General features: G+C 43.7%; 6 protein-coding genes, 3 tRNA genes, 3 rRNA genes and 1 pseudogene. 4 read left to right on the top strand and 9 right to left on the bottom strand.

Features of this window, described 5'->3' with window-relative positions; all coding sequences use genetic code 11:
* Positions 1 to 259 precede the first annotated feature (259 nt).
* A complete protein-coding gene (locus V3224_RS15040) occupies positions 260 to 1786 on the top strand; it encodes a YifB family Mg chelatase-like AAA ATPase (RefSeq protein ID WP_334471456.1) in 1527 nt (508 codons plus the stop codon).
* Positions 1787 to 1828: 42 nt separating this feature from the next.
* Here V3224_RS15040 and V3224_RS15035 read toward each other — a convergent pair whose 3' ends face one another.
* Complete coding sequence (locus V3224_RS15035) at positions 1829 to 2167, bottom strand: DUF413 domain-containing protein (RefSeq protein ID WP_032114311.1); 339 nt, start codon at positions 2165 to 2167, stop codon at positions 1829 to 1831.
* Positions 2168 to 2285: 118 nt separating this feature from the next.
* Here V3224_RS15035 and hdfR point away from each other — a divergent pair, with 118 nt between their 5' ends.
* Positions 2286 to 3104: an HTH-type transcriptional regulator HdfR gene (hdfR, locus tag V3224_RS15030; protein ID WP_334471453.1), complete on the top strand. Its 819-nt coding sequence runs from the start codon at positions 2286 to 2288 to the stop codon at positions 3102 to 3104.
* Positions 3105 to 3354: 250 nt separating this feature from the next.
* Here the strand turns inward: hdfR and V3224_RS15025 are convergent.
* The 6 genes from V3224_RS15025 to V3224_RS15000 all read right to left on the bottom strand — a co-directional run bounded on the left by V3224_RS15025 (position 3355) and on the right by V3224_RS15000 (position 8815).
* Positions 3355 to 3430 (bottom strand) — tRNA-Trp (locus V3224_RS15025).
* A gap of 6 nt (positions 3431 to 3436) precedes the next feature.
* Positions 3437 to 3513: transfer RNA gene (locus tag V3224_RS15020), tRNA-Asp, on the bottom strand.
* A gap of 47 nt (positions 3514 to 3560) precedes the next feature.
* A 5S ribosomal RNA gene (rrf, locus tag V3224_RS15015) occupies positions 3561 to 3676 on the bottom strand.
* A 154-nt stretch (positions 3677 to 3830) separates the two neighbouring features.
* Positions 3831 to 6734: ribosomal RNA gene (locus V3224_RS15010) — 23S ribosomal RNA — on the bottom strand.
* Positions 6735 to 7107: 373 nt separating this feature from the next.
* A tRNA-Glu gene (locus V3224_RS15005) sits at positions 7108 to 7183 on the bottom strand.
* A gap of 87 nt (positions 7184 to 7270) precedes the next feature.
* A 16S ribosomal RNA gene (locus V3224_RS15000) occupies positions 7271 to 8815 on the bottom strand.
* Together the 16S, 23S and 5S rRNA genes with 3 tRNA genes alongside form the textbook arrangement of a ribosomal RNA operon.
* Before the next feature lie 650 nt (positions 8816 to 9465).
* Between V3224_RS15000 and purH the strand changes: the two genes are divergently transcribed.
* Together purH and purD are read left to right on the top strand one after the other, a co-directional pair.
* The gene (gene purH / locus V3224_RS14995) at positions 9466 to 11055 is read left to right on the top strand and encodes a bifunctional phosphoribosylaminoimidazolecarboxamide formyltransferase/IMP cyclohydrolase (protein WP_334471451.1); all 1590 of its coding nucleotides are present in this window, start codon (positions 9466 to 9468) and stop codon (positions 11053 to 11055) included.
* A 16-nt stretch (positions 11056 to 11071) separates the two neighbouring features.
* Positions 11072 to 12355 carry a phosphoribosylamine--glycine ligase gene (gene purD / locus V3224_RS14990; protein WP_334471449.1) on the top strand — a complete coding sequence of 428 codons (1284 nt, stop codon included), beginning with the start codon at positions 11072 to 11074 and terminating at the stop codon, positions 12353 to 12355.
* 130 nt (positions 12356 to 12485) lie between these two features.
* Here the strand turns inward: purD and V3224_RS14985 are convergent.
* Positions 12486 to 12947: pseudogene (locus V3224_RS14985) on the bottom strand (DUF1481 domain-containing protein); the annotation flags it as partial.
* Positions 12948 to 13045: 98 nt separating this feature from the next.
* Complete coding sequence (locus tag V3224_RS14980; RefSeq protein WP_119711947.1) at positions 13046 to 13318, bottom strand: HU family DNA-binding protein; 273 nt, start codon at positions 13316 to 13318, stop codon at positions 13046 to 13048.
* Between the last annotated feature and the right edge of the window lie 19 nt (positions 13319 to 13337).

The following is a 13337-nucleotide window of genomic DNA, read 5'->3' as shown; positions in this document are numbered from 1 at the left end:
GTTAATACAAAAAATTTAACCAAAAAGCCATTTGATTATAAAATGATAAACTACAGCTTATTAATTAATGTCAGAAATTGTAATACAGACAATTAATGGCCAATTTTCATCATCAAAAATGGCAGCGCTGTCCTAAAAAATTACCACAAAAGTAAAAATTTCGGCTACTTTTCTAACAACCTTCCCATATTCACCAAAAGCTAGTTGTACCTAATTTACTAACTAAGAAAATAGTGACATGACATTTTAGGGAGGAAATATGGCACTAGCGGTTATTTACACCAGAGCTTCAATCGGTATGAATGCCCCACGGGTAACAGTTGAGGCACATATTAGTAATGGGCTACCTGGACTCACCCTAGTAGGGTTGCCAGAAACAGACGTCAAAGAAGCGCGTGATCGTGTTAGAAGTGCTTTAATTAATAGTGGTTTTCAGTATCCATCTAAAAGAATAACTATCAATTTAGCGCCTGCCGATTTGCCAAAAGAAGGCGGACGTTATGATCTAGCTATCGCACTCGCCATCTTAGCGGCATCGGAACAAATTACATCAATAAAATTAAATCAATTCGAATTCCTTGGCGAATTAGCACTTTCTGGTCAAATTCGTCGAATAACAGGGGTAATAACAGCGGCACAAGCAGCATTAAAAAATCAGCGTAAATTGATCACTTCCCTAGAAAACACAAATGAATTAAATTTGTTACCAACAGAAAGTGTCTATTTTTGTGAACATCTATTAGCTGTTTGTCATTTCTTACATGATCAAAATACTTTATCTCACAATCAAGAAACACCTATCACCAACCATAAGCACTCTAATATAACAGATATCAATGATATTATTGGCCAACAACATGCCAAGCGCGCATTAGAGATAACCGCCGCAGGAGGACATAACCTTTTACTACTTGGCCCACCAGGCACAGGTAAAACCATGCTTGCCAACCGCCTTATTACTATCCTGCCTGATCTCACTAATCAAGAAGCGCTAGAGGTAGCGTCAATAAAAAGTTTATGTGATATCTCATTTGATAACGAAAAATGGCTTACACGGCCATTTAGAGCACCTCATCACAGTGCTTCTATGGCAGCATTAATTGGTGGAGGAAGCTTACCCAAACCGGGAGAAATATCCTTAGCCCATAATGGCATTTTATTCCTTGATGAACTCGCCGAATTTGAACGAAAAGTGCTCGACTCACTTAGGGAACCGCTAGAGTCTGGAGAAATAATAATTTCACGTGCAAAAGCTAAAGTTAATTTCCCAGCCAATATTCAACTTATTGCCGCCTTAAATCCCAGCGCTATGGGCCACTATAAAGGCATATATAACCGAGCCAGCCCAAAACAGATCCTCCGTTATTTAGCAAAGATATCTGGACCATTCTTAGATCGTTTTGATCTCTCTATAGAGGTACCTCTGTTACCGCTAGGTACTTTAAGCCACTCTACACCTACAAATGAAACCAGTTTCGATATAAAACAACGTGTAATACAGGCAAGAAAGCAACAAATTGAACGTTCAGGTAAAATTAATGCAAAACTAAATAGCAAAGAAGCCGCACTTTTTTGTAAACTAAAACCAAATGACGCCCTTTTTTTAGAAACAACATTAAATAAACTTGGCCTCTCAATCAGAGCTTGGCATCGTATACTGAAAGTCTCACGAACCATTGCCGATTTAAAACAGCAACAACAAATTGAAAAAATTGATATTATTGAAGCAATTAGCTATCGCAGTATGGATAAGCTACTTATTCAATTACAAAAACAAATTGAATAATTAAGGGGTATTAAAACCCCTTTTTTTAGAACTATGATGATATTAATCATCAGTATCGGTGTAGTCTTCTGAGGGATCCAGTTGTGGTTTACCTCCAGATAAGGTATGAAAACGCTTAGGTCGGCTAATACGAGTCATATACTTAGACCATACTTTTTCTTCTGGTGTCACAGGTTCGCGTTCACCGCGACACATAGCAACAAAAAGTTTTTCTTCTTCTGTCTGAGGTTGACGCTTACCTAAATCAAGTTCATTGAAAGCTTGACCGCAACATTCTAACAACTGAGCTTCTTTAATGGTGAAATCACCATGACGAGAAAAACCTCGAGGATAATTTTTATTATCAAAAAAACGATTAGTCGTGATAAAGCTTTCTGCCATCTAACACACTCCTACCTCTCTAATGTCACACTCATTATGGCGCGGAGTATTAGTTAGCAATTGCATTCTGTAAAACAAAACATTTAAATCGTTAAGATTAAAAATTTTGGAGTTTGCTGTGGATACTGAATTATTAAAAACTTTTTTAGAAGTTAGTAAAACCCGACATTTTGGTCGAGCAGCCGAATCATTATACCTTACACAATCAGCGGTAAGTTTTCGAATACGTCAATTAGAAACGCAATTAGGTACTATTTTATTTGCCCGTCATCGCAATAATATTCGTTTAACTGCCGCAGGCGAACGTTTGATTCCCTACGCTGAATCGTTAATAAATACCTGGCTACAAGCTAAAAAAGAAATTTCTCATCAATCATTACACACAGAATTTTCAATAGGCTCAACAATATCACTATGGGAAGGATGCTTAACAAATTGGATACAACTTATCTATCAAAAACACAAAGAGCTTCATCTTGAATGCAGAATATCCACGCGACAATCTTTAGTAAAACAGCTTCATTCACGCGAACTTGATTTACTTATTGCAATCGAACCCCCAAAAATGGATGAATTTGAAAGCGCCATTATTGGTGAAATAAAATTACAATTAATGACAAATAAAAAAAATTTAACTCTGTCGAGATTCAATTACATCAAACTCGAATGGAGTCCTGATTTCAATACCACTGAAAAATCATCTTTAGTTGAAAATTCGCCGACACTACTTACAACGTCGGCTAATCTTGCGCGGGAGCTATTATACCCAACAAAATCTGCCTCTGTTTTACCAATTCATTGGCTTAATCAATATCATGAATTAAAAACACTATCGAAAGTTGTCTATAGCAAACCAATTTATGCTATTTGGTTACAAAATAATGGAAAAGAGACGTTTATTGATAAATTAGCAAAAATACCTATTAAAAATAACTAATTATGAATAAGTAAAATATAAACTTTTAGTTACATGACCTATCATTAACAAAAAATATCTATTATGGCTAAAAGTACAAAAACGATCCTGGTCTTTTTATATCTAATATTTACCAAAAATAATATGATAGGACAGAAATACATCAATTTTAATAACTAGAAATTAAAATGGCTTTGGGCGGCTTATAAAAAAACCCAGTCTGTTAAACTGGGTTTTTAATATTTAATAATATTATCTATAAAGCCGTAAATGGCAGGGGCGGAGAGACTCGAACTCCCAACACCCGGTTTTGGAGACCGGTGCTCTACCAATTGAACTACGCCCCTAATAGGTGGCGGTGCGGACGGGGCTCGAACCCGCGACCCCCGGCGTGACAGGCCGGTATTCTAACCAACTGAACTACCGCACCACCCGATTCATTTCACTAACGGTGTTTCCCATTAGTATTAAATTAAAGTCTGGCAGCTCCCTACTCTCACATGGGGAGACCCCACACTACCATCGGCGCTACGGCATTTCACTTCTGAGTTCGGCATGGGGTCAGGTGGGACCACCGCGCTATTACCGCCAGACAAATTCTTTTCTATTTATCCCGTCTTATTTCGCTGCCTTACAGTCTGCTCACCTACCTCAGTAGCGAACACACCTCGGCCTTCAGTAAAATCCGACCAGATTCAATCTCAAAACAAGCTAAAATTCTCTCTCTCAAAACACCTTCGGTGTTGTCAGGTTAAGCCTCTCGGGTCATTAGTACTGGTTAGCTCAACGTATCGCTACGCTTACACACCCAGCCTATCTACGTCCTCGTCTCGAACACCCCTTATAGGACATTACTGTCAGGGAAGACTCATCTTGAGGCAAGTTTCCCGCTTAGATGCTTTCAGCGGTTATCTCTTCCGAACTTAGCTACCAGGCGATGCCATTGGCATGATAACCTGTACACCAGTGGTGCGTCCACTCCGGTCCTCTCGTACTAGGAGCAGCCCCCCTCAATCTTCCTTCGCCCACGACAGATAGGGACCGAACTGTCTCACGACGTTCTAAACCCAGCTCGCGTACCACTTTAAATGGCGAACAGCCATACCCTTGGGACCTACTTCAGCCCCAGGATGTGATGAGCCGACATCGAGGTGCCAAACACCGCCGTCGATATGAACTCTTGGGCGGTATCAGCCTGTTATCCCCGGAGTACCTTTTATCCGTTGAGCGATGGCCCTTCCATTCAGAACCACCGGATCACTAAGACCTACTTTCGTACCTGCTCGCGCCGTCACGCTCGCAGTCAAGCTGGCTTATGCCTTTGCACTAACCTCACGATGTCCGACCGTGATTAGCCAACCTTTGTGCTCCTCCGTTACGCTTTGGGAGGAGACCGCCCCAGTCAAACTACCCACCAGACACTGTCCTCAGCCCGGATTACGGGCCCAAGTTAGAACATCAAACATTAAAGGGTGGTATTTCAACGTTGGCTCCATGCAGACTGGCGTCTACACTTCAAAGCCTCCCACCTATCCTACACATCAAGGCTCAATGTTCAGTGTCAAGCTATAGTAAAGGTTCACGGGGTCTTTCCGTCTTGCCGCGGGTACACTGCATCTTCACAGCGAGTTCAATTTCACTGAGTCTCGGGTGGAGACAGCCTGGCCATCATTACGCCATTCGTGCAGGTCGGAACTTACCCGACAAGGAATTTCGCTACCTTAGGACCGTTATAGTTACGGCCGCCGTTTACTGGGGCTTCGATCAAGAGCTTCGCCTTACGGCTTACCCCATCAATTAACCTTCCAGCACCGGGCAGGCGTCACACCGTATACGTCCACTTTCGTGTTTGCACAGTGCTGTGTTTTTAATAAACAGTTGCAGCCAGCTGGTATCTTCGACTGGCTTCAGCTCCGGATGCTAGACCCTTCACCTAATGCCAGCGTGCCTTCTCCCGAAGTTACGGCACCATTTTGCCTAGTTCCTTCACCCGAGTTCTCTCAAGCGCCTGAGTATTCTCTACCTAACCACCTGTGTCGGTTTGGGGTACGATTAATGATTACCTATCGCTTAGAGGCTTTTCCTGGAAGCTGGGCATCAACTACTTCACCACCTTGGTGGCTCGTCATCACGTCTCAGTGTTGTAGCAGTGCGGATTTGCCTACACTACCCACCTACTCGCTTAAACCGGGACAACCGTCGCCCGGATAGCCTAGCCTTCTCCGTCCCCCCTTCGCAGTAACCCTTAGTACGGGAATATTAACCCGTTTCCCATCAACTACGCTTTTCAGCCTCGCCTTAGGGGTCGACTTACCCTGCCCCGATTAACGTTGGACAGGAAACCTTGGTCTTTCGGCGAGCGGGTTTTTCACCCGCTTTATCGTTACTTATGTCAGCATTCGCACTTCTGATACCTCCAGCAGACCTCTCAGTGCACCTTCTACGGCTTACAGAACGCTCCCCTACCCAACAACATCTAAATGTCGCTGCCGCAGCTTCGGTGCATGGTTTAGCCCCGTTACATCTTCCGCGCAGGCCGACTCGACCAGTGAGCTATTACGCTTTCTTTAAATGATGGCTGCTTCTAAGCCAACATCCTGGCTGTCTAAGCCTTCCCACTTCGTTTCCCACTTAACCATGACTTCGGGACCTTAGCTGGCGGTCTGGGTTGTTTCCCTCTTCACGACGGACGTTAGCACCCGCCGTGTGTCTCCCGTGATAACATTCTTCGGTATTCGTAGTTTGCATCGGGTTGGTAAGTCGGGATGACCCCCTAGCCGAAACAGTGCTCTACCCCCGAAGATGAATCCACGAGGCGCTACCTAAATAGCTTTCGGGGAGAACCAGCTATCTCCCGGTTTGATTGGCCTTTCACCCCCAGCCACAAGTCATCCGCTAATTTTTCAACATTAGTCGGTTCGGTCCTCCAGTTAGTGTTACCCAACCTTCAACCTGCCCATGGCTAGATCACCGGGTTTCGGGTCTATACCCTGCAACTTAACGCCCAGTTAAGACTCGGTTTCCCTACGGCTCCCCTATGCGGTTAACCTTGCTACAGAATATAAGTCGCTGACCCATTATACAAAAGGTACGCAGTCACACCCTTTCAGGTGCTCCCACTGCTTGTACGTACACGGTTTCAGGTTCTATTTCACTCCCCTCGCCGGGGTTCTTTTCGCCTTTCCCTCACGGTACTGGTTCACTATCGGTCAGTCAGGAGTATTTAGCCTTGGAGGATGGTCCCCCCATATTCAGACAGGATAACACGTGTCCCGCCCTACTCTTCGAGTTCACAACACTTACCGTTTCAGATACGGGGCTATCACCCTTTATTGCTGGCCTTTCCAGACCCTTCTCCTGCGGTAAATATTGATGTTGACTCTGGGCTGCTCCCCGTTCGCTCGCCGCTACTGGGGGAATCTCGGTTGATTTCTTTTCCTCGGGGTACTGAGATGTTTCAGTTCCCCCGGTTCGCCTCGTTTGACTATGAATTCATCAAACGATAGTGCATTAATGCACTGGGTTTCCCCATTCGGACATCGCCGGCTAGTACGCTTCATATCAGCTTACCGACGCTTTTCGCAGATTAGCACGTCCTTCATCGCCTCTGACTGCCTAGGCATCCACCGTGTACGCTTCATTCGCTTAACCTCACAACCCGAAGGTGTCTCTTATCAAATAATACACAGGCGTCATGGCTGCGCCGTGCGAAATTTTTTGTTGTGCGGTGCTCGTCATGCTCACGTACTTATGTACGCTGCGCTGACTGCGCGCCTACGCCGCAAATTTCACCCTGCTCGCCATTCCACTCGTCTGCCTATTTGAATAACACTTCAAATTGGAGTTTGAGAGTTCTCCACATTATTTTTTCAATAATGTGTGTTTCAATTTTCAGCTTGTTCCAGATTGTTAAAGAGCATAATTGGTAAACCAACTCACTAAATTGGTTTAATCATTATTGCGTAAAGCACAAACAGTGCACAACACTAAAAGCGTGATGCACCGCCTTTCTAAATCACTAAAGTGGCGTCCCCTAGGGGATTCGAACCCCTGTTACCGCCGTGAAAGGGCGATGTCCTAGGCCTCTAGACGAAGGGGACTTCAAGCTCTTCAGTCAATCTTAAATTGGCTTTACGCGTTATTTCATCAGACAATCTGTGTGAACACTCACATTCCATCTATCTAGGTAAGGAGGTGATCCAACCGCAGGTTCCCCTACGGTTACCTTGTTACGACTTCACCCCAGTCATGAATCACAAAGTGGTAAGCGCCATCCAAAAAGGTTAAGCTACCTACTTCTTTTGCAACCCACTCCCATGGTGTGACGGGCGGTGTGTACAAGGCCCGGGAACGTATTCACCGCGACATGCTGATCCGCGATTACTAGCGATTCCGACTTCATGGAGTCGAGTTGCAGACTCCAATCCGGACTTCGACGTACTTTCTGAGTTCCGCTTCCCATCGCTGGCTCGCCTCTCTCTGTATACGCCATTGTAGCACGTGTGTAGCCCTACTCGTAAGGGCCATGATGACTTGACGTCATCCCCACCTTCCTCCGGTTTATCACCGGCAGTCTCCTTTGAGTTCCCGACACTATTCGCTGGCAACAAAGGATAAGGGTTGCGCTCGTTGTGGGACTTAACCCAACATTTCACAACACGAGCTGACGACAGCCATGCAGCACCTGTCTCAGCGCTCCCGAAGGCACTCCTCTATCTCTAAAGGATTCGCTGGATGTCAAGAGTAGGTAAGGTTCTTCGCGTTGCATCGAATTAAACCACATGCTCCACCGCTTGGGCGGGCCCCCGTCAATTCATTTGAGTTTTAACCTTGCGGCCGTACTCCCCAGGCGGTCGATTTAACGCGTTAGCTCCGGAGGCCACAGTTCATGACCACAACCTCCAAATCGACATCGTTTACAGCGTGGACTACCAGGGTATCTAATCCTGTTTGCTCCCCACGCTTTCGCACATGAGCGTCAGTCTTTGTCCAGGGGGCCGCCTTCGCCACCGGTATTCCTCCACATCTCTACGCATTTCACCGCTACACATGGAATTCTACCCCCCTCTACAAGACTCTAGCTAACCAGTCTTGAATGCCATTCCCAGGTTAAGCCCGGGGATTTCACATCCAACTTAATTAGCCGCCTGCGTGCCCTTTACGCCCAGTAATTCCGACTAACGCTCGCACCCTCCGTATTACCGCGGCTGCTGGCACGGAGTTAGCCGGTGCTTCTTCTGTCGCTAACGTCAATTGCTAAGGTTATTAACCTTAACACCTTCCTCACGACTGAAAGTACTTTACAACCCGAAGGCCTTCTTCATACACGCGGCATGGCTGCATCAGGCTTGCGCCCATTGTGCAATATTCCCCACTGCTGCCTCCCGTAGGAGTCTGGGCCGTGTCTCAGTCCCAGTGTGGCTGATCATCCTCTCAGACCAGCTAGAGATCGTCGCCTAGGTGAGCCATTACCCCACCTACTAGCTAATCTCATATGGGTTCATCCGAAGGTGTGAGGCCAGAACGGTCCCCCACTTTGCTCCTTAGAGATTATGCGGTATTAGCCACCGTTTCCAGTGGTTATCCCCCGCCTTCGGCCAGATCCCCATACCTTACTCACCCGTCCGCCGCTCGCCGGCAAGGAAGCAAGCTTCCTTCCGCTGCCGCTCGACTTGCATGTGTTAAGCCTGCCGCCAGCGTTCAATCTGAGCCATGATCAAACTCTTCAATTAAAAGCTTGATGCTCAAAGAATGTTTTACTGACCGTAACGCCCTTTTGTTCAACCCGCTTTGCCGATGTTTGACCACCTTCGCCGCTGCCGTCCAAAATAACGTTACTGCATATTAGTTCATATATGAATTAACTGTTTGTCACTCTTCAAGACTTTAAAATCAAATATTTTTTGATGATGTCTTGCGAGTGCCCACACAGATTGTCTGATTAATTGTTAAAGAGCGTCCGACCTTGAGCCGCGAGGTGGCGTATATTACGCTTTTCACCTGTAAAGTCAAGTAGTTATTTCTACTTTTCTTTGCCCTGCGTCAAGAAAATTCAATTCGATTGATTCGTTCTATACTGACTCAGTGGGGGCGCATTATAGGCAGTTTTACGCAGCTGGCAAGCTTAATTTTGCATAATTTTGTTTAATTGATTAATTAAACAGCAAAGCATTATATTATACCGAATTATTAACAGAGTTATTCACAAAAATAAAATGACAAAAATTATAGCGAAATACGCAAACGTTTGCGTTATAATTGCGTTTGCGACAAAAAATATTTGATTGAAACTAGTTATTTTCGAATATCATTTGTAATAGCAAATAGCCATAAAATTTAATTAATGTTTTAAAACATTTTATTATTCCAAGGGATCTATTTCATGCCACAACTCCGCCCTATTCAGCGTGCTCTACTGAGTGTTTCTGACAAAGAAGGTATTGTTGAATTTGCTAAAGCTTTATCTCAACGTAAAATTGAACTTATCTCTACCGGCGGTACAGCTAAATTATTGCTAGCGGCCGGGTTAACTGTTATAGAAGTTTCCGATTATACCGGATGGCCAGAAATGATGGCCGGCCGTCTCAAAACGCTTCATCCGAAAGTACATGGCGGTATTCTCGGCCGGCGCGGGCAAGATGACGAAATAATGAGACAACATCAAATTACGCCAATTGATATGGTTGTTGTTAATCTTTACCCTTTTGCAGAAACTGTTGCCAAGCCAGATTGTACGCTAGAAAATGCCATTGAGAATATTGATATTGGTGGGCCAGCCATGATCCGTTCTGCTGCCAAAAATTATAAAGATGTGGCGGTCGTGGTTAATAGTCAGGATTATCACAAAATCATCGAAGAGATGGATAATCAGCAAAACTCTCTAACTAAGATGTTCCGCTTTAACTTGGCAGTTAAGGCTTTTGAACATACTGCCGCTTATGATGGCATGATTGCTAATTATTTTGGTAAGTTAGTACCTTCTTATTATGGTGAGATGAACCAGGCTTCAGGTAAATTTCCTCGTACATTGAACCTGAATTTTATTAAACAGCAGGATATGCGTTACGGCGAAAATAGTCATCAAGCTGCGGCTTTTTATATAGAGGAAAATAGAGTAGAAGCCTCTGTTGCTACAGCAAGACAGCTACAAGGCAAATCGCTTTCTTATAATAATATTGCTGATACTGACGCAGCCTTGGAGTGCGTAAAAAGTTTTTCCAAACCGGCTTGTGTCATTGTCAAACACGCTAATCCTTGTGGTGTTGCGGTCAGTACTGATATCTGTGCGGCTTACGATCACGCTTTCAAAACTGATCCAACCTCTGCATTTGGTGGTATTATTGCATTTAATCGTGAATTAGATGCAAATACGGCTAAAACAATTATTGAGCGTCAATTTGTTGAAGTCATTATTGCACCTGCGGTTACTGAAGCTGCCCTCGCAATACTTGCAAGCAAGCAGAATGTGCGTGTTCTGGCCTGTGGCCAATGGCATTCACCTATTGCAGGTTTAGATTTCAAACGGGTAAATGATGGCTTATTGGTGCAAGATCGCGATTTAGGTTTAGTGACCAAAGCTGATCTGCGTGTCGTTTCCAAACGTCAGCCAAGCGAACAAGAAATAGATAATGCCCTATTTTGTTGGCATGTGGCAAAATTTGTAAAATCCAATGCCATTGTTTATGCCAAAAATAATATGACAGTCGGTATTGGTGCGGGACAAATGAGCCGAGTTTATTCAGCAAAAATCGCGGCATTAAAAGCGCAGGACGAAAATTTAGATCTTGTCGGATGTGCAATGGCATCTGATGCTTTCTTTCCATTCCGAGATAGTATTGATGCTGCCGCTACCGCAGGCATAACCTGTGTTATCCAACCAGGCGGTTCAATTCGTGACGATGAGATCATAGCCGCAGCTAATGAACATGATATCGCGATGATTTTTACTGATATGCGCCATTTCCGCCATTAATTTAGGGAGCAATAACATGAATATTTTAATTATCGGCAATGGTGGTCGTGAGCATGCTTTAGCATGGAAAGCAGCACAATCACCTCTCGCTGACAAGGTTTATGTTGCACCCGGTAATGCCGGAACTGCACTAGAAAAAAATCTAACCAATATTAATGTTTCAATAACAGATATTACTGGATTAGTCGATTTTGCCAAAAATAATAATATTGGTTTAACGATCGTTGGACCAGAAACCCCCTTAATTCTAGGCGTTGTTGATGCTTTTCAACATGCTGGTTTAACGATCTTTGGTCCCAGTCAAAAAGCAGCACAATTAGAAGGCTCTAAAGCTTTTACGAAAGATTTTCTTACACGTCATCATATTCCGACCGCCACTTACCAGAATTTTACCGAAGTTGAACCCGCACTCGCCTACCTAAACAAAATGGGCGCCCCGATTGTTATTAAAGCTGATGGGCTAGCCGCAGGTAAAGGCGTGGTTGTTGCTATGACTTTAGAAGAAGCCAAAAATGCTGTTCATGATATGCTTGCCGGTAATACATTTGGCCAAGCTGGTCACCGTATCGTTATTGAGGAGTTTCTTGACGGCGAAGAAGCCAGTTTTATCGTAATGGTTGATGGTGAAAATGTCATTCCTATGGCAACAAGCCAAGATCATAAGCGTGTTGGTAATAATGATAGCGGGCCAAATACAGGTGGAATGGGGGCATATTCTCCTGCTCCGGTTGTCACAGACATTATTCATCAGCGTGTAATGGATCAAATTATTTATCCTACGGTAAAAGGTATGGCGCTCGAAGATCGGCGATATCAAGGATTTTTATATGCCGGATTAATGATAGATAAACAAGGAAATCCAAAGGTTATTGAATTTAATTGTCGATTTGGTGATCCAGAAACACAACCCATTATGATGCGCTTACAATCTGATCTGGTAGAACTTTGTCTAGCCGGCGCTAAAGGAGAATTAGCGGGTAAAACATCATGTTGGGATGAACGCTGTGCCTTAGGTGTTGTCATGGCCGCTGAAGGTTATCCGGCCAATTATCGTAAAGGTGATATTATTGAAGGGATCAATGACAACCCAGCAGAAATGTGTAAAGTTTTTCACGCCGGAACAGAATTAAAACAAAACCAAGTCATTACTGCCGGTGGCCGTGTACTGTGTGTTACCGCGCTTGGAAAAACAATTCTTGATGCCCAAAAAGCAGCTTATCAGAAAGCAGAAAAAATATCCTGGACGGGTTGTTTCTATCGGGATGATATCGGTTATCGAGCACTGGCTCGTTTAAAATAAAAAATTTAAAATTTCTCTTTTGTTGGCGCCCATAGACAGAAATTCTCATTGGCAACGAGCAATAACTCGTTGCCTTCTCTTCTAACCAGGCAATAGCCAAGTCATCTGAACTATTCTTGGATCTTTGCAACAACCAATTTTCAGCTTGAGCGGTAAACGATGTATCACGTTTTTCACCACTACAAGTTATAATTTGTCCTTGACGCCAATGACCTTGGTAAAGATGAACATTACCAGCAATAAGTCTGTTGCTCAATTCAATTAAACGCTCTGATTCAAATCGCCAGCGAAGAATATCATCCTTAGTTAAAGGAATTTTGTTATTATTTATTATGCGCTGCATAAAAATAATATGGTCATTTTGATCAAATCTTAGCTGTTGTTGCTGTTTATTTTTATAGTCAAAAGATTGATACCGAATTTGCCAAAGTTTATTTTGACGATATTCAAAGAAAGTAATGGTAGTATTTTTGTCTTGGTAAGGACTATATACAGCGACAATTACTTGAGGGTTGCTTTTTTGATCATTTAAGCGCCATAGCCTAACGACGCCGGCGTCAGAAATAAATCCACTTGCGCTAAATTCGGGCATTTTAGGTTTACTGGTGCAAGCGCCAAGTAAAATGAGGATGTGCCCAATCAATAAAAGGGGTTTAATACCCCCTCTGAATATTCTCTTTCGCAACTGAGTTACTTAACTGCTTCTTTCAGTGATTTTCCAGCAACAAATACTGGTACATTAGCGGCTTCAATTTTGAGTTCTGCACCTGTTTTAGGATTACGACCAGTACGAGCTGCACGATAATTAATCTTAAAAGTACCAAAACCAACGAATTGAACTTGCTCACCTTCTTTCAATGCATCTGTAATACATTCAATGACTGCTTCTAACGCACTTTTAGCTTGAGTCTTAGTCAAGTTTGCCTTTTGCGCGACACATTCAATTACATGACCCTTATTCATGTTCTTATTTACAGTCTTA

It is taken from the genome of Arsenophonus sp. PmNCSU2021_1 (assembly GCF_036919435.1).
Lineage (GTDB): Bacteria > Pseudomonadota > Gammaproteobacteria > Enterobacterales > Enterobacteriaceae > Arsenophonus > Arsenophonus nilaparvatae.
Note: the sequence above shows the minus strand (reverse complement) of the source record. Positions and strands in the feature narration are given on the sequence as shown.